15 protein-coding genes are annotated in these 17,821 nt (G+C 64.0%); 9 read left to right on the top strand and 6 right to left on the bottom strand.

Annotated features, from left to right (window positions below):
* The first annotated feature begins 146 nt into the window (after positions 1–146).
* Complete coding sequence (locus CH302_RS20805) at positions 147–644, top strand: Lrp/AsnC family transcriptional regulator (protein WP_037188489.1); 498 nt, start codon at positions 147–149, stop codon at positions 642–644.
* The gene (locus tag CH302_RS20800; protein ID WP_037188491.1) at positions 641–1,786 is read left to right on the top strand and encodes an NAD(P)/FAD-dependent oxidoreductase; all 1,146 of its coding nucleotides are present in this window, start codon (positions 641–643) and stop codon (positions 1,784–1,786) included. Before CH302_RS20805 ends, CH302_RS20800 begins: the two co-directional genes overlap by 4 nt.
* A gap of 68 nt (positions 1,787–1,854) precedes the next feature.
* Here the strand turns inward: CH302_RS20800 and CH302_RS20795 are convergent, their stop codons facing one another.
* Entirely contained in the window at positions 1,855–2,472 is a 618-nt protein-coding gene (locus tag CH302_RS20795; RefSeq protein ID WP_037188494.1) for a TetR/AcrR family transcriptional regulator, read from the bottom strand.
* A 146-nt stretch (positions 2,473–2,618) separates the two neighbouring features.
* Here CH302_RS20795 and CH302_RS20790 point away from each other — a divergent pair, with 146 nt between their 5' ends.
* On the top strand, positions 2,619–4,088 hold the full coding sequence (locus CH302_RS20790) for an MDR family MFS transporter (protein WP_037188497.1): 1,470 nt from the start codon (positions 2,619–2,621) through the stop codon (positions 4,086–4,088).
* Position 4,089: 1 nt separating this feature from the next.
* Here CH302_RS20790 and CH302_RS20785 read toward each other — a convergent pair whose 3' ends face one another.
* The 4 genes from CH302_RS20785 to pdhA are packed head-to-tail and all read right to left on the bottom strand — an operon-like array spanning position 4,090 to position 9,714.
* Positions 4,090–6,237 (bottom strand): thiamine pyrophosphate-dependent enzyme, encoded by a 2,148-nt coding sequence (locus CH302_RS20785; protein ID WP_037188500.1) that lies wholly within the window; start codon positions 6,235–6,237, stop codon positions 4,090–4,092.
* Between the two features lie 52 nt (positions 6,238–6,289).
* Entirely contained in the window at positions 6,290–7,582 is a 1,293-nt protein-coding gene (locus CH302_RS20780) for a dihydrolipoamide acetyltransferase family protein (RefSeq protein WP_037188503.1), read from the bottom strand.
* Between the two features lie 48 nt (positions 7,583–7,630).
* Positions 7,631–8,635 carry an alpha-ketoacid dehydrogenase subunit beta gene (locus CH302_RS20775; RefSeq protein WP_037188505.1) on the bottom strand — a complete coding sequence of 335 codons (1,005 nt, stop codon included), beginning with the start codon at positions 8,633–8,635 and terminating at the stop codon, positions 7,631–7,633.
* Positions 8,632–9,714, bottom strand: coding sequence for a pyruvate dehydrogenase (acetyl-transferring) E1 component subunit alpha (gene pdhA / locus CH302_RS20770; protein ID WP_037188508.1), 1,083 nt, complete (start codon positions 9,712–9,714; stop codon positions 8,632–8,634). The genes CH302_RS20775 and pdhA overlap by 4 nt, the downstream gene beginning before the upstream one ends.
* A gap of 134 nt (positions 9,715–9,848) precedes the next feature.
* Between pdhA and CH302_RS20765 the strand changes: the two genes are divergently transcribed.
* On the top strand, positions 9,849–10,328 hold the full coding sequence (locus tag CH302_RS20765; protein WP_037188511.1) for an Lrp/AsnC family transcriptional regulator: 480 nt from the start codon (positions 9,849–9,851) through the stop codon (positions 10,326–10,328).
* A 168-nt stretch (positions 10,329–10,496) separates the two neighbouring features.
* On the top strand, positions 10,497–11,606 hold the full coding sequence (locus CH302_RS20760) for a Glu/Leu/Phe/Val family dehydrogenase (protein WP_037188514.1): 1,110 nt from the start codon (positions 10,497–10,499) through the stop codon (positions 11,604–11,606).
* A gap of 49 nt (positions 11,607–11,655) precedes the next feature.
* Here CH302_RS20760 and CH302_RS20755 read toward each other — a convergent pair whose 3' ends face one another.
* Positions 11,656–12,573 carry a LysR family transcriptional regulator gene (locus CH302_RS20755; protein ID WP_037188518.1) on the bottom strand — a complete coding sequence of 306 codons (918 nt, stop codon included), beginning with the start codon at positions 12,571–12,573 and terminating at the stop codon, positions 11,656–11,658.
* A 173-nt stretch (positions 12,574–12,746) separates the two neighbouring features.
* On the opposite strand from CH302_RS20755, the gene CH302_RS20750 reads away from it, so the two are divergent.
* From CH302_RS20750 to CH302_RS20735, 4 genes are read left to right on the top strand one after another with little or no spacing between them, the layout of a single operon-like run.
* Positions 12,747–13,781 (top strand): Ldh family oxidoreductase, encoded by a 1,035-nt coding sequence (locus CH302_RS20750; protein ID WP_037188520.1) that lies wholly within the window; start codon positions 12,747–12,749, stop codon positions 13,779–13,781.
* A gap of 28 nt (positions 13,782–13,809) precedes the next feature.
* A complete protein-coding gene (locus CH302_RS20745; protein WP_094650023.1) occupies positions 13,810–14,925 on the top strand; it encodes an ABC transporter ATP-binding protein in 1,116 nt (371 codons plus the stop codon).
* Positions 14,922–16,685 (top strand): ABC transporter permease, encoded by a 1,764-nt coding sequence (locus CH302_RS20740; RefSeq protein ID WP_037190686.1) that lies wholly within the window; start codon positions 14,922–14,924, stop codon positions 16,683–16,685. The genes CH302_RS20745 and CH302_RS20740 overlap by 4 nt, the downstream gene beginning before the upstream one ends.
* Positions 16,686–17,807 carry an ABC transporter substrate-binding protein gene (locus tag CH302_RS20735; protein ID WP_037190685.1) on the top strand — a complete coding sequence of 374 codons (1,122 nt, stop codon included), beginning with the start codon at positions 16,686–16,688 and terminating at the stop codon, positions 17,805–17,807.
* Positions 17,808–17,821: the final 14 nt, after the last annotated feature.

The following is a 17,821-nucleotide window of genomic DNA, read 5'->3' as shown; positions in this document are numbered from 1 at the left end:
TCGCGGATCGATGTGTTCTACACAGAGTGCGGCCAGATGGACCGACATTCAAATCGTGAGCGGAAACGAAGATCGATGGCTTGATGTGCCAAAGAATGTGACAATTCGTCTACACAGACCGTTCTCGAGCGACCTGGAGTGGACGGATGGCACAGCACGGACCCGAGTACCGACTCGACGACGTGGACCGACGCATCGTCACCGAGCTCAGCCGGGACGGCCGGATGTCCATGCGCGCCCTGGCCGAGGCCACCCACATCTCGCGAGCACACGCCTACGTGCGCGTCGACCGTCTCGTCGACGAAGGGGTCATCGAGGGATTCACCGCACGCATCTCCTACGAGAAAGCGGGGTTCGGCGCGTCGGCGTATGTGGCTCTGTCCATTCGGCAGGATTCCTGGCGCGCCGTCGCCGACGACCTGAGCACCTTCCCGTTCGTCGAACACGTCAGCCTCATGGGCGGAGATTTCGACGCGCTCGTCCTGGTTCGGGCTCCGGACACGTCGGCACTACGCCATCTGGTGCTCGACAAGCTGCAGGGACTCGACGGGATACTGTCGACGCGAACCTGGCTGATCTTCGACGAGTCGATCGGCCCCGGCGCGCAGTGGACCGCAGAGACAACGAACGGGAGCAATCCATGACCACGTCCGAGCGAGAACCGAACTCCACCGACGTCATCGTGATCGGCGGCGGAATCGGGGGCGTCTCGCTCGGTTACGAACTCGCGAGCGACCGACGCGTCACACTGCTCGAGCGCGAGAAGACCCTCGCCTTCCACACCACCGGCCGCTCGGCCGCGCTGTTCCTGGAGACCTACGGCAACAGCACCATTCGTGCTCTGACGACCGCCAGTCGTGAATTCCTGATGAACCCGCCGGAGCACTTCCGGTCCGAACTGCTCGCCCCGCGTCCGCTGCTGCAGATCGCGGCCGTCGGGCGAGGTGACGCGCTCGAGGCGATGTACGCCGATGTCAGCCGACTGACACCCGACGCCCAATTGGTCTCTCCTACCGACGCGCGTGCGTTCTTTCCGCCGCTGCGCCCCGAACTGATCGATTGTGCACTGTACGAACCACATTCGATGGAGGTCGACGTACACGCGCTGCATCAGGGGTTCGTGCGGGGGCTGCGCGATCGAGGTGGTCGAGTCCACACCGGGGCAGGCGTGACGCAACTGAGACGCATCGACGGACTGTGGCACGTGCACACCACGGACGGTTCGGTCCACACTGCGCCGCTCGTCGTCGACGCAGCAGGCGCATGGGCGGACGTCGTGGGCGCACTGGCGGGTGCCGATCCGATCGGACTCGTCCCGATGCGTCGGTCGGTGTTCATGGTCGCCGCGCCCGAAAATCTCGACACCGCGAATCTTGCGACGTTGAGCGATATGGACGAGAAGTTCTACATCAAACCGGAAGGCGCACAACTATTGTGTTCACCTGCCGATGAGACGCCCACCGAGCCCAGCGATGCCCGCCCGGACGAGTTGGAGATCGCCCGAGCGTTCGACGACATTGCCGAGGCGACCACGCTGACGGGACGACATCTGCGCTCGTCCTGGGCGGGTCTGCGCAGTTTCGTCCCCGATCGCACCCCGGTCGTGGGCTTCGACACGAAGCTCGAGGGCTTCTTCTGGTGCGCCGGTCAGGGCGGATACGGAATCCAGACGTGTGCGGCGCTGGCCAGAGTCGGCGCGTCTCTGGTTCGGCGGCAACCACTTCCGGTCGACGTCACCGAGCGCGGACTCGTCGAAGCGGACCTCTCGCCCAGTCGCTTGGGGTGAGAGGCGCTTCGCGCCACGTGCACGAAAACTCGACCCCTGCTACGAAGTTCCATGCACGACGTGCGACGTCAGCCGCCCACGACGCGTCGTAGATCGCGCAGCGTGGTTCGGTAGATGTCCACCAGGTCGGCGTCCTGCCCGGCGTCGATGCGCTCGGCCCAGTCGTCGAAGGCGATGCGCATGGCCATTCCGGCACCCTCGATCAGCAACCGTGCGTACGAACGTGATTCGTGGCCACCGAGTTTGGCGGCCACCGAGTCGGTGACGCGACACAGCGTCATGGCCTCGGTCGCGAAGGCAGCGGCTCGGAGGTGGTCGTCACGCCCGATGAGCCGTCGGGTACGCAGTAGTCGATCCCGCGCCTCGTGCGGGGCGGCGGAAAATCGTTCGACCGATCGCTCGTAGAGTGCTTCGATCGCAGTGAGGGTGATGTCCTCGGGTGCGGACGACGCCAGCCAGGCGTCGATGTCGAGCTCGAACTCCGGGGCGAGGCCGAGAACCGATTCTTCCTTGGATGCAAAGCTACGAAAGAACGTGCTGGGCGATACTCCGGCCCGACGTGCGATCTGGTCGACCGTCGTCGCGGCGCAGCCCTGCGTCTCGAACAGTTCGAGCGCGGCACGGGTGATCTCGAGCTGGGTTTCTCGGCGACGACGCTCTCGCAGATCCGGTACGTGCTCGCTCATCGTCCTCCACCCATCGCCCGCTTCTCGGTATTCTCGCCGTCAACTTACCAGTAATATTCAAGTTGACAGTCACTGTCACAATGAGTCAGGCTGTCTCGACAGTATTCCTTTGCACCTTTGAACCCATACGCGAAAGTTCTCGACACATGACCACACCTGAGACCGACCACGCACCCGACGGGCAGCTCGCGCCGGGCAGCAAGTTGTTGATCGGCATCCTCGTCATCGCCGCGTTCGTCATGATCCTCAACGAGACGATCATGAGCGTGGCGCTGCCCACACTGATGGTCGACCTGAGCATCACGGCGACCACCGCACAGTGGCTCACCACCGGATTTCTGCTGACGATGGCGGTGGTCATCCCCATCACCGGATTCCTGTTCCAGCGCTTCACACTGCGCCAGGTATTCGTGGCGGCGATGACTCTGTTCACCGTCGGCACGCTGCTCGCAGCCTCTGCCCCTGGCTTCGAGCTGCTCCTGCTCGGACGCGTCACCCAGGCCAGCGGCACGGCGATCATGTTGCCGCTGCTGATGACCACCGTGCTCACGGTGGTTCCGGCGCACAAGCGCGGCGCGATGATGGGCGTGATCTCCATCGTCATCGCCGTGGCCCCCGCCATCGGTCCGACCATCTCTGGAGTCATCCTCGATTCGCTGAACTGGCGTTGGATGTTCTGGCTCGTCCTGCCGATCGCACTCGTCGCGTTCGCCATCGGGACCACTCTGGTGAAGAACGTGACCCAGACCGGTCGGCCGTCGTTCGATCCGCCGTCGGTCGTATTGTCCGCGTTGGCTTTCGGCGGGATCGTCTATGGCCTGAGCAGCCTGGGACACTCGGCCGAGGAGTCCGTGGTGCCGGTATGGCTGCCACTGGTGGTCGGAGCGATTGCCCTGGTGGTGTTCGTGCTGCGTCAGATCGCCCGGCAAGATCAGGGTGGAGCTCTACTGGACATGCGTCCGTTCCGTACCCCCACCTTCAGCATCGGCCTCGGCATGATCGCGATCTCGATGATGGCCCTGTTCGGCGCTCTGATCCTGCTACCGATGTACCTGCAGAACGTCCGCGGTCTCGACACCCTGGACACCGGCCTGATGCTGCTCCCCGGCGGACTGCTGATGGGCCTGCTCGCGCCGTTCGTCGGACGCATCTTCGACCGAATCGGACCGCGCCCGTTGGTCATTCCAGGTGCGATGGTGGTGAGCGCCGCGCTGTGGTCGATGACCGTCCTGGACGCGCAGTCCGCCCTTCCGCTCGTGATCGGTATCCACATGCTGCTCTCGGCCGGCCTCGCGCTCATCATGACGCCGCTCATGACCTCGTCGCTGGGATCGCTTCCCACCCAGCTGTATTCGCACGGTAGCGCTATCTTCAGCACGGTTCAGCAGTTGGCAGGTGCCGCAGGTACCGCACTGTTCGTCACCGTGATGTCGAACACCGCAGCAGCCCGAATCGCCGACGGCGCAACCGCTGTGGGCGGCTCCGAGGCCGGGATCCACACCGCCTTCCTCTACGGCGGGGCCGTGTCACTGGTGGCGGTGGCAGCGTCGTTCTTCATCCGGGCACCGGCGCGCAGTGATCGCGACGCCGTCGCCCCTGCCCAACCGGTTCACTGAGTCACTCGACTTCGATCAGCTTCAGGGCCGCGGCGACGATCCGGTCTTCCGACAGGAGGACCAGATCGGCCGCGGCACCGAGTGGTACGAACGAATTCGCACTCGACACTCTGTGGATGGCACCGTCGTAGCCTCCCTCGACCAGAGCGGTCACAACACCCTCGCCCACTCCCCCGTCGTGCCGGGTCTCGTCGGCGATCAGTACCCGATCGAATTCCGAGAGCCGGTGCAGCAGATCCTCGCTCGGGAGCGGAACGACCCATCGCAGATCGACAACCGTGACAGCGATCCCGTGTTCGCGCAACGTGGACGCGGCTCGTCTACTCATCACCACGCCGTTCCCGAACGTGACGATCGCCAGATCGACGCCATCGCCATGCGTTGCGACCGTGCCGAATTCGGTCGAAGCATGGTCGGCACAACGCAATGCCCCGTCACCGTCGAGCAGGTCGGTGCGGTGATACAACGCGATCGGCTCCAGTAAAACGCACACCCGCCCCTCCTCGACGGCCAGTGCCACACACGTTCGGAGCAGACCGGCGGCCTCCGCCGCCGAACTCGGGACAGCAACCACTATGCCCGGAATGTCGCGCAGAACGGCGACCGCATTGTCGTTGTGGAAATGTCCGCCGAAACCGCGTTGATACGCCAGACCGGCGATGCGCACCACCATCCCGTTGGTGTACTGGGCGTCGGAGAAGAACTTCAGCGACGCCGCCTCGCCGCGAAGCTGGTCCTCGGCGTTGTGCAGGTAGGCGAGATACTGAATCTCGGGTATGGGGACGAATCCCGCGAGCGCAGCACCGAGGGCGGTGCCGAGCACGGTCTGCTCGTCGAGCAGCGTATCGAAAACCCGTGCTGCGCCGAACTTCTTGCGTAAGCCTTTCGTGACGCCGTAGACGCCACCCTTGACGGCCACATCCTCGCCGAACACGAGGACGTCCGGTCGCGCCGCCATGATGTCGGTGAGCGTCCTGTTGATCATGGCTGCAAGCGTCAGACGCGACCCGCCCTCTGCAGGTCGCAGGCTCTGTTCGGTGGCGGTTACCGCAGTCGGTCGCCGTTCGGTGAGCGGGGCCATCACCGCGTCCGCGGTAGCCAGGCGCGACGACGCCCCGGACCGCAGGGACTCGACCATTGCCTCGGCCTCGGTCATGACGGTCTCGCGCATCGCCTCGTAGCGGCCTTCGACGTCGGCTGCCGAGAGCACACCGGCCCCGATCAGCGCGCGTGCGCCGGCGAGCAACGGATCTCGTGCGTAGTCACCGACGATGTCTGCGTTGGTGCGGTACGCGAGTTCGGCATCGGAACCGGCGTGGCCCATCAACCGCACCGTTTCGAGGTGGAGGACCACCGGACGCCGCCTTGCCCGTACCGTCGCTACCGCAGCGTCGACGGTGCGCATCAGTTCGATCGGATCATCGCCGTCGGCGCGCACGTACTCGATCGACGGTAATCGGCCGAGCGACTGCGCGATCCAACCCCGCGGCGATCGGGTACTGATCCCGATTCCGTTGTCCTCGCAGACGAACAGGATCGGCATCGGAACGGATTGGTGTGCGCAATAGGCCGCAGAGTTCAGCGCACCCACCGTCGTCGAATGATTGGCCGAGGCATCGCCGAAGCTGCACACGACGATGGCGTCCTCGGGCCACGGGGTTCGATGCCGGAGTGCCTTCGCCCGCCCCAGTGCGAACGCCAGACCGACCGCGCGCGGCACCTGTGAACCGATGGTCGATGTCTGCGGAACGATGCCCAGGTCCGGATGCCCGAACACCTTGTGGCGGCCACCGGACATGGGATCGGATGTCGAGGCAATCAGGCTCGCCAGCACGTTCTGGATCGGCGTCGAACCCGGATACTGTTGTGCGCGTGCGGCATAGAAGCCGCCGGATCGGTAGTGCAGGAGCGCCGGGTCGGTGACCGTGGTCGCGGCACCGACAGCTGAGTTGGCCTCGTGCCCGGACGAGCCGATGGTGTAGTAGCCGAAGCCCGCGGACTGCAACCAGCGCGCGGCGAAGTCGAGATGCCGGCTCGCGAGTTGCGCGTCGAAGTACCGGATCAGACGCTGCGGATCCGCGTCGACCGACCGACCGGGCCGGATCGACCGAACCTGCTGCAGGAAGTACTCGTCGATCGCCTCGGCCACACTCGCACCCTTGTTCCCGTAGAGCCGTCTCCATCGAGCCGAGCTGCGTGAATCAGCTCAGGGCGATCATATCCATCGGAGTGCTGAGCAACCGGCCTACGAGGGCGAGGAACTGCGATCCCTGCTGGCCGTCGACGAGACGGTGATCGAACGAGAGCGACAGTGTCGTCACCGACCGCAGTGCGATGGCACCCTCGTGTTCCCAGGGCATGCGGCGGATCGAACCGAAGCACAGGATGGCAGCTTCGCCGGGATTGAGGATGGGAGTGCCTGCATCGACACCGAACACTCCGACGTTGGTGATGGTGATTGTGCCGTCGGCCAGGTCGGCAGGACTGCTCTTGCCCTCTTTGGCCGTGCGCGTCAGCTCTGCCAGTGCGCGCGCGATATCCACCAACGAGAGTTCGTGGGCATCCTTGATGTTGGGAACCATCAATCCGCGCGGGGTCGCCGCGGCGATGCCGAGGTTCACGTAGTACTTGGTGACGATCTCCTGAGCTGCCTCGTCCCAGGACGAATTGAGCGAGGGATTCGATTTCAACGCAACGAGAACCGCCTTGGCGACCAGAGCCAGCGGAGTCAGCCGCACGTCGGCGAAGTGAGCCGAGGACTTCAGGGATTCCAGCAGTGTCAGGGTCTCGGTGACGTCCACGGTCACGAACTCGGTGACGTGTGGAGCGGTGAATGCACTGCGCACCATCGCATCCGCCGTGTGCTTGCGCACTCCCTTGATCGGTGTGCGCACCTCGCGTCCGACCCGCGGTGGGGTCTGCTCCCCTGCAGTGTCCGCTCCGTGCAGATACGACTCGACATCGTCGCGGGTGACGTCGCCGCGAGCTCCGGTCGGGGGTACCTCGGCAAGATCGACAGCGTTGTCCTTGGCAATCTTTCGCACCGGCGGTGTAGCGAGCGGTTTACCGTTCTGGCCACTCGAGGTCGAAGCGACCGGCGTGGTCCCTCTGCCGCCGCGTCGACTCGACCCTTCCTTCGCCACGCCGTAGCCGACGAGAACCGGGACGCGTTCCTCGCTGTCCTCCACCGGACTCGCTTCGTCCACATCGGCGGCTAGCTCGGGGGTAGCTGCGACATCGTCGGTGCCTCCATCGACGCGGATGTCGATGATCGGGACGCCGACCTCGACGGTGTCACCTTCCGACACATGAAGGGCAGCAACGACGCCCGCGAACGGTGAGGGAAGTTCGACGGCGGCCTTGGCCGTTTCGACCTCGGCGATGTTCTGATTCAGCTCGATGGTGTCACCGACGGCGACGAGCCAGGTCAGCAGATCGGCTTCGGTGAGTCCTTCCCCGAGGTCGGGCAACGGAAAGCTCTTGATGGTGGGCATCGTCGAATCCTGTTCGGTACGTATCGGCGGCGGTCGGTGAGCGCGAGGTCAGTGCGAGCGGCAGCGGTCGACTGCGTCGAGAATCCGGTCGACGTCGGGGAGATAGAACTTCTCCAGCTTCGATGCCGGGTACGGAGTACCGAAGCCACCGACGCGCAGCACCGGCGCTTCGAGGTTGTAGAAGCAGCGTTCGGAGATCCGAGCGGCGATCTCGGAGCCGAGGCCCATGAACACGGGGGCCTCGTGCGTGACGACCAGCCGTCCGGTCTTGCGCACCGAAGCCTCGATGGTCTCGAAGTCGATCGGCGAAAGAGAACGCAGGTCGATGACCTCGATCGAGATTCCCTCGTGGGCAGCGACTTCGGCCGCCTTGCGGGCGGTGGCAACGAGTGGGCCGTAGGCGATGAGGGTGATGTCGGTGCCCTCGGTGACCACCCGCGCGCGATGCAGAGGGTAGGACGCGTCGAGATCACGCGACTCCAGATCGATCGGGCTCTTCTCCCAGTACCGGCGCTTCGGCTCGAAGAACAGGACCGGGTCGTCGCTGGCGATGGCCTGCTGAATCATCGAGTAGCCGTCCGCGGCATTGCTGCAGGTGACGACACGAAGGCCTGCGGTCTGCGCGAAATATCCTTCGGGAGACTCCGAATGATGCTCGACGGCACCGATTCCGCCACCGTAGGGCACTCTGATCGTCATCGGGATCTTGACGTTTCCACTGGTGCGGTAGTGCAGTTTGGCGACCTGCGAGACGATCTGGTCGAACGCCGGATAGATGAAGCCGTCGAACTGGATCTCGCACACGGGGCGGAATCCTCGCATCGCGAGTCCGACTGCGGTGCCGATGATGCCCGATTCGGCCAGCGGCATGTCGAGTACACGACCGGGGCCGAAGTCTTTCTGCAGGCCGTCGGTGATGCGGAAGACGCCGCCGAGCTTGCCGATGTCCTCGCCCATCAGCAGGACTTTCGGATCGTTCTCCATCGCTCGTCGCAGACCTGCGTTGATGGCCTTGCCCAACGGAAGACTGGTGGGCCGTTCCAGGGTGGTCATGACATGGCTCCTTCGAATCCGGCTTGGTACGAGGCGAACTGGGCTCGCTCGTCGTCCAGGAGGGGGTGGGGGTCGGCGTAGACGTTGTCGAACACCGACATCGCCGCCGGTTCGACTGTCTCCAGGCATCCGCGACGAAGCTCGGCGGCGACGTCGTCGGCCGTGCGCTTCACCGAGGCGGCGAACGCGTCGTCGAACACGCCGATTCGCTTGAGCAGCTTCTCGATTCGGTCGATCGGATCCTTGGCGCGCCATTCGTCGTCGGTGGCACCCGAGCGGTACCGCGTCGGATCGTCGGAGGTGGTGTGCGGGCCCATGCGGTAGGTGACGGCCTCGATGAGCGTCGGGCCACTGCCTTCACGCGCCCGCGCCAGCGCTGCCCTGGTCACCGCCAGAACCGCGAGGACGTCGTTACCGTCGACGCGCACCGATGGAATTCCGTAGCCCTCACCGCGAGCGGCGATCGTCGCCTTCGTCTGCACCGTCACCGGTTCGGAGATCGCCCACTGATTGTTCTGACAGAAGAACACCACCGGTGCATGGAAACTGGCGGCGAAACCCAGCGCCTCGGAGATGTCGCCCTGGCTGGTCGCGCCGTCACCGAAGTAGGTGATGGCTGCGCCCTCGGCGCCCTCGAGCTGCATACCGATCGCGTAACCGGTCGCGTGAAGACCCTGCGATCCGACGATGATCGCCGGTGTAGTCATGCGGTACTCGTACGGGTCCCAGCCGGACAGTGTCGATCCGCGCCAGAACCGCAGCATCTGGGTGGGGTCTACTCCGCGACAGTAAGCGACACCATGCTCGCGGTAGCTGGCGAACACGAAGTCCTCGGTGTCGAGCGCACGAGCGGATCCGACCTGTGCTGCTTCCTGCCCGAGCAACGGTGCCCACAAGCCCAGTTCGCCCTGTCGCTGCAGGGCGGTGGCCTCGGAATCGATACGCCGGACGACAACGAGATCGCGGTACATCTCCATCATCGCGGCCGTGTCGATGTCGGCGACGAGGGGCGAGTAGGTCTCGTTGCGCACCACTGTTCCCGATTCTTTGATCAGCTGAACCAGCGAGTTGGTGTTCATGGTCGTGGCACTCTCCGTCCTGATGTGATGTCCTTCACAAGGACACCACCGACATCCACACTGCACAAGCGATGACTTCAGAACTGCGCAGCGTGCACAATATTGGGTAACGACCGAGCGACAGGAAGTGCGCAATGACCGATTTGGACAAGACCGACGCCCGGCTCCTGCTCGCCCTCTGCGCGAGGCCACGAGCCACCGGTGTCGAACTCGCCACCACACTGAACCTGTCTCGCAACACCGTCCAGGCACGCCTCGGTCGATGGGACGACAAAGGATCACTGACCCCGATCGATCACCGCATTCCGCCGAAGTCGCTGGGACGCCCGCTGCAGGCCTTCGTCACCGCACAGGTCAACCAGCACACCCTGGCGGCGGTCACCGAACACCTGCGCACCATTCCGGAAGTGCTCGAGGTGTTCGGGCTGTCCGGGGCTGCGGACATGCACATCCGCATCGCCGCCGTCGACGCCGACGACCTGTATCGCATCGCAGGTCTCATCCTCGACATTCCCGGCGTCGAGCGCACCAACATGTCCATCGCGATGTCGGAGCTGATCCAGTACCGCACCAAGCCGTTGCTCGAGCAGCTCGCCGAGGAGGGCCGACGCTGAGCAGCCAGACCAGCTCTGCCGAGTCGATTCACGCGCCACAGTGCAACATGCACGTTCTCGGCAACGGTGGTTGACCAGCGTGCACGTTCACGGCACTCTTCGACGGACATGTTCCCGGACACCATCCATTTCCGGGTACCGCCGCCTCATCACCGAAAGAGACTGCCTGTGTCCATCGTTGCCGACCACCCCGCCGTCGTACCCACCTCGAACGATCCCCTGCCGACGGGCGTGTTCGATCGTCCCGACATGCCGCGCGACTCCGCACACGAGCGCGTCGTGTTCTGCCAGGATCGCGACACCGGGTTGCGCGCGATCATCGCGGTCCACTCCACTGCGTTGGGACCCGCTCTCGGCGGAACGCGCTTCTACCCCTACGCATCCGAGCAGGATGCGTTGACCGATGTACTACGGCTCTCCCGGGGAATGACCTACAAGGCCGCCGTTGCGGGCGTCGATCTCGGCGGCGGAAAAGCGGTGATCATCGGCAACCCCAACGCCATCAAGACCCCGACGCTACTGGGCGCGTACGGCCGGTTCGTCGAGTCGCTCGGCGGAACATACGTGACCGCAGGCGATGTGGGCACCAACAGCGACGATCTCGACATGATCGCCGAGGAGACGGCGCACGTAGTCGGCAAGAACACCACCGCAGGCGGCACCGGCGACAGCGGCCCCCAAACCGCGCTCGGAGTCTTCCTTTCTCTTCTGGCCGCAGCCGAATCGACCTGGGGCTCCGACGATCTGACCGGCAAGCGCGTCGGCGTCGAAGGTGCGGGCAAAGTGGGCTACAACCTCGTCGCACTGCTTCGCGAGGCAGGTGCCGAGGTGATCGTCAGCGACTCCTACGCGCCCGCCCTCGATCGCATCGTCACCGACTTCCCCGGTGTCACCGTCGAATCCGACATCATCGGTGCCGACATCGACGTCTATGCGCCGTGCGCCATGGGTGCCACTCTCGACGCCTCGTCGGTGGCCCGGCTGTCGGCGTCCATCGTGTGCGGCGCAGCGAACAATCAACTCCTCACACCCGATGTCGAAGCCATGCTGGCTGCGCGCGGGATTGTCTGGGTACCCGACTACGTTGCCAACGCCGGCGGCCTGATCCAGGTGGAAGGCGAACTGCGCGGCAAGGATTCGACCGAGGTGATGGCCACGATCGGCAAGATCCGCAGCACGGTCGCGGGCATCTTCGCCATCGCTCGCGCCGAGGGCATCCTGCTGGGAGCCGCAGCCGATCGCCTGGCCGAGGATCGAATCGCCGCCGCGCAGAACTGAGAGGAGGTATCACTCCGACATCCCGCACCGACGACGGCCTGTCGGAGGCCTACCCCTGAGAAAGGTTGTACCCCTTCACAACCTGGTGAAGAAGTCCCTCCAGGCGGAGACTGGCGACGGACGGTTTGACGTCCGACGGACGGGCCGTACAGATGCGCCGTGGCGGCACGGACGCGGCGAGCCGCTTGACGACGACCTCGCCGCGGACGTAGCTGGTGGCCAGTTGGGGGCACAGCGTAACGCCGAGACCCGCAGCGACCATGGCCTGCGTTTCCTGGTAGTCGCTCGCCTCGACCGCCACCGTCGGCCTGAAGCCGGCAGTGTGGGCACAGCGCCAGAGATGCTCCGCGGTGGGGTGACCGCCAGCTCGCACGATCCAGTCGTCGTTGCTCAGATCCGAGAGCTCGACCGTATCCGCGTGCGCAAGTTCGTGATCGCGCCGAACGATCAATACCGTTGAGTCGCTGAGAATTTCGCGAACGGTCAGACCTTCGTCGACGGTTCGATTCCACGGATAGTCCCACGTCAGCGCCAGATCGAGCTGCCGGGTCTCGAGCAACTCCTGCAAGGGTGCGATTCGGCTCGAATGTACCGACAGGCGAATTCCCGGATGTGTCTCACGTAGTCCGATGACGACGTCGGGCAACAACGACGCGGCAAACGTGGGAAATACTCCGAAGCGAACGGTCCCGGTGAACCCTCCGGCGAGCTCACGGAGATCGTCTTTCATGCCGTCGAGTTGCTCGTCGATGGCGCGTGCCCTCACGACAACCGCTCGCCCGGCCTCGGTCAAGCGCACACCGCGGGCATGTCGTTCGACGAGCTCGACGCCCAGTTCGGACTCCAGCTTGCTGATCTGCTGCGAGATAGCCGAAGAGGTGTATCTCAGCTCGTCTGCTGCGGCGGCCATCGATCCGTGTCGTCCGACAGCTGACAAGATCTGCAGTCGGGTCAAATCAGCCTTCATCGGCCCGACTTTAGCACCGCTTATGTCGGGCTCAAGAAACCTTGACTACTACTTATCGGCCAGCGCTGCCATAGTGGCTTTCGAGAGTGATCCAGGCCATAGGCCACCGTTCACCGGACCTGTTCGACGAACGTCCTCGTCACTCCCCCGACCGCACAGAAAGCCATGGCGCCATGTCGACAGTTACGGTTTCCGCCACCCACCTCGAGGATCTCGCATCGCGAGCACTGATCACGTGCGGCATGTCCGAGGCCTCAGCTCGGACCATCGCCGAAGTCCTCGTGTTGGCCGACCTGTTCGGCATTCATACTCACGGAATACAACGGGTCCCGCAGTACCTCGATCGCGCCACCGTCGGGGGCATCGATCCGTACGCGGTGGTGACCACCGCTCGGCCGGCCCCGGCTCTGGCCTTGATCGACGGTGCCAACGCGGTGGGACCTCTGGTCGGTAGTGCTGCACTCGCCGCAGCCATGGACGGTGCCCGAACATGCGGCGTGGGAGCGGCGTTCGCAAGACACAGCAACCATTTCGGCCCGGTCATGCCATATCTTTTCAAGGCTGCCTCGGAGGGATTTGCGGCGATCATCGCCAGCAATGCGACGACCACGATCGCGCCGTCCGGAGGGAAGGCCACGCGAGTGGGCAACAACCCGATGGGATGGGGCGTCCCCAATCCGGGTGGCGACCCCATTTTTCTCGACATCGCGTTGAGCGTCGCAGCGCGAGCAAAGATTCGCGCCGCCCAAACCGATGGCCGCGCCATTCCCGCCACCTGGGCCACCGATAGCGCGGGCCGCCCTACGACCGATCCGAGCGCTGCGCTCTCGGGCTTCCTGCAGCCGATCGCGGGTCACAAGGGATACGGGCTGGCGGTAATGGTCGACCTGTTCGCCGGATTACTCTCCGGTGCAGCATATCTGGACAAGGTCAGCTCATGGAGTGTCTCACCGGAGCGGGCCCAGAACCTGGGTCATTTCTTCATCCTCGTCGACACCGAGCTGCTGCTCTCCGGGCCCGATTTGCACGAGCGCGTCCAGGACTTCGGTGATCGGTTGCATTCGGTTCCGGCAACCGATCCCGCCGATCCCGTTCGACTACCGGGCGAATACGAGATGGCGCGGTACCACGAGCAGATCCGAGACGGGATCACGCTCGACGACAGCGATATTCGAGCGTTGCATCAGCTCGTCGAGTCTCGGGTCTGAGAAGAACCGACAAATCGAAGGAATTCCCATGAAAGTATCGATAGAGAACTTGACCCTTGCCTACGGCAAGAACACCGTCGTTCGCGAGCTCGATCTCGAGATTGCCGACGGAGAATCTCTCGTTTTACTCGGCCAATCGGGCTGCGGCAAAACCAGCACCATGCGTTGCGTTGCAGGTCTCGAAAGTCCGAACGAAGGACGAATCACCATCGGCGACAACGTGATGCACAATTCGTCCAGCGGTCGAACCGTACCGCCGAACAAGCGCAACGTCGGAATGGTCTTTCAGTCGTACGCGGTATGGCCTCATCGCACCGTGTTCGAGAATGTCGCATTCTCGTTGCAGATGCAGAAAGTCGGTAAGGACGAACTCGTCTCTCGTGTGCACGAGACACTCGATCTGGTCGGGCTGCGTGAGTTGGCCGAGCGCGGAGCCAGCCTGTTGAGCGGTGGGCAGATGCAGCGGGTAGCGCTCGCGCGGAGTCTGGTCATGCGTCCCAACGTCCTGTTGCTCGACGAGCCGCTGTCCAATCTCGATGCGCGCCTGCGCGAACGCCTGCGAATGGAACTACGTGAACTGCAACTACGACTCGGCCTCACCACGATCTACGTCACGCACGATCAGGTGGAAGCGTTCGCCCTGGCCGACCGCATTGCGCTGATGCTGAACGGTCGCATCGTCCAGAGTGGGGCACCCGATCAGATCTACACCGCACCCGCTAGTGGGTCGATCGCAGAGTTCCTCGGCGTGGGCAACCTGTTCGCGTGCTCACCTACTCCTGGCCTGTCCGGAGCCGTGACGCTCACCGACCACGATTTCACGATCAGAGTCGACGCCACCGTGCCCGACCATTCGGACCGACTGCTCGTGTGTCTGCGTCCCGAGGACCTGACCGTCACGCCCCTGCACGAAGAGACGACTGCGGGAGTGGGGTGGGCGGGGCGTATCGACGTCGCGAGCTACCAGGGGGCGTCCGTTCGCTACCGCATCACTCTCGACGGCGGGCCGAGTATCGAGGCGCTCGCCACCGGATCCTCGAAAGGGGCGCTGCACATAGGAGAACGGGTCGCCGTCGATGTCCCACCGGGAGCTGCACAGCTGCTAGTCGACGACCGCAACCAGCTCGTCGGGGCTCTCTCGTGAGCACGCCGACCACCGACCGTCCGCGGCAAGCACCGGCACCGACGCCGGGTGTCTCGGTTTCGCGCACCCGCAACCCTCGGCTGCGCCGGAGCCTTCCGACACTCGTCCAACTCGCGCTTCTCGCGCTCATCGTCCTGTGCCCGATGTTCTTCATCGTCATGGGTGCCTTCACCGACAATCCCGACCGCAGCAACGTCTTCGACTTCGGCAACTTCACCTTCGACAATTTCGCTCCACTGGGGCGTGCGTCGGCTCAGGAGGCGATGTGGAGCTCCGCAATCGTCGGAATCGGATCGTCGATTCTCGCCCTCCTCATCGGTGCGACACTGGCGTTCTTGGCCGCCAGAACCAATATCCCGGGTCGAAAGTTGATCTACGGCATCGGCATTGCTCCGCTGTTCCTGCCATCTCTCGTCGGCGCGCTGGCGTGGGCTCTGCTCGCGGGACCCGCAACCGGCTACCTCAATCTCGCCCTGACTGCCCTCGGACTGCCCGGATTCGTCGACATCTACAGTTTCGCCGGAATGATCTTCGTTCTCGGCCTGTATTACGCTCCGTACCCGTTCCTGATGATTCACTCGGCGTTGTCGTTGATGAATCCGGATCTCGAAGATGCGGCCAGCCTGCACGGTGCAGGGCTCACCCAGATGCTCCGCAAGATCACCTTTCCGCTCGTGCTTCCTGCCACGATCGGATCCGGCATACTCGTCTTCGCCCTGACCGTCGAGAACTTCGCCGTCGCACAGGTCATCGGTGTGCCCGGCGGCGTGGACACCCTGCCCACCCTCATCTATCGACTCATGAACGCTGCGCCGGCTCGCAGCAACGATGCGGCAGCCATCGCAGTCGTCCTCACCGTTCTGCTCGTGATTGTCGTGGCCTTGCAGAACAGAGTGACCGGCAGCAAGGAATACACCACGGTGAGCGGCAAAGGAGTGCGCGCACGGCAGGTGCCGCTTCGAGGCTGGCGTTGGCCGGCCGCCGCTCTCGCATGGCTGTACTTCGTTCTCGCCGTGGCGCTCCCGATGGGAGCCCTCGTAGTGGCGTCAATCCAGACCAGCCCGTACCTGGCCCGACTCGGGGAGTTGTTCGACGCCGGCGCATTGTCCTTGTGGAGCCTGGGGCAAACAGTTCAGGACCCGGACTTCCACAACGTTGTGCTCAACAGTGTCATCGTCGGTGTCTCGACCGCGGCCATCGGCACTACCTTCTGTTTCGCGCTGGCGTACACCCGCTACCGGACCAGGTCGCCTGGACGATCGGTGCTGGAGTACGTGGCAATGCTGCCGTTGGCAGTTCCCGCGATCGTGCTCGGGCTGGGTTTGCTCTGGACCTGGCTGGCGTTGCCCGTTCCGATCTATGGAACTCTCGCCGTCCTCGTCGTCGCATTCATCGCAGTCTTCCTGCCGCAGGGATACCGCGGAGTGTCATCCTCCATCGTTCAGCTCGACCAGGACCTGGAGGACAGCGCAGTGATGCTCGGCGCGAGCCGAGCGAAGGCCATCCGATTCGTCACAGTGCCCCTGCTCCGCATCGGCCTGTCCTCGACCTTTCTGCTGCTGCTCATGTTGTCGGTGCGCGAATTGACAGCCGCTCTCTTCCTTTTCACCTCCGATACGAGATTGCTGTCCATCGCGATCTTCGACGCCTACGACAACGGATCCATCCGATCGGCCGCCGAACTCGGGTTGCTCTACTGCGTCGTGATCGGCGTTCTTGCCGCACTGTCCCGCCGATTCGGCGCAAAGGAGTCCAAGTAGATGACCACATCGACGATCCGGCGATTCGGTGCCGCAGTGTGCGCAATCGCAGTCGCCGCGGTGCCCGCATGCAGTCCACCACCGCAAGCCCCCTCGCTGGCACAGTCCGCCGCGTCCATCACCGAACCAGGTGGTGCTCTGGTGATCGACGGCGAGCAGATCGCAGACCCTGATCTGTGGTCGCAAGCAACGTCGGAGGGCACGATCACGCTGTACAGCGGATACACCCAGGACACCGAATCCGAGGTGCTCGAACAGTTCGAGGCCGACACCGGTATCGATGTGAAACTCGTTCGCTTGACGTCGAATCGGCTCTACGAACGCCTCACGGCCGAATACAGCACCGGTCGCCTCGATGCAGACGTCATCCGGATCTCCGACCCGGGGTTCGTTCGGGGTTTGGCCGAGCGCGGACTGTTCCAACCTTACTTGCCAGGTACTGCGAACAATCTGCAGGATGACGTCTCGTTCGACGACAACCGATATTTCCGCACGTTCAACCCGATCTACACTTTCGGCTACAACCGCGCAGTCGTCGACGACACCGACACCCCCACGTCGTGGAATTCTCTTCTCGAGGATCGTTGGGACGACAAACTCGGTATCGCGCAGGCCGGTTCGGGCGGAAGCGCGCTCGCTCTGACTCGATTTCAGCGCGATGTCCTCGGCGACGACTACCTCCGCCGATACTCCTCGGAGGCTCGAGTGTTCGACTCCATCGGGGCCCAGCTCGACGCCTTGGCCCGCGGCGAAATAAATGCCGGCACCGTCGTCGTGAGCAGCGTGAACATCGCGAACAACGAGAACGCCCCTGTCGATTTCGTCGTACCGGACGAGGGAGTCACCTCGTACGACTACTACACCGGAGTGGCCGACACCGCACGCAATCTTGCTGCCGCACAGGTATTCATGAACTGGAACCTCTCCACCCGCGGCCAGCGCGTGTTCACCGACCTCGGTGAGTACTCGGTACGGACCGACGTCGATCCGCCGAACATTCTCGGTGTTCAGCTCCCCGACTTCACCGATCCCAAGGTGCACCGGATCACCCAGGAGGAATCGACCACCCATTCCGCCGAGGATCAGGCCGCGTGGAATTCGATTTTCGGATACAACGAATGACTCTGCCGCAGTGC

It is taken from the genome of Rhodococcus sp. 15-2388-1-1a (assembly GCF_002259145.1).
In the GTDB taxonomy this organism is placed as follows: Bacteria; Actinomycetota; Actinomycetes; order Mycobacteriales; family Mycobacteriaceae; genus Rhodococcoides.
This window is presented reverse-complemented; position numbering and strand designations above follow the sequence as displayed.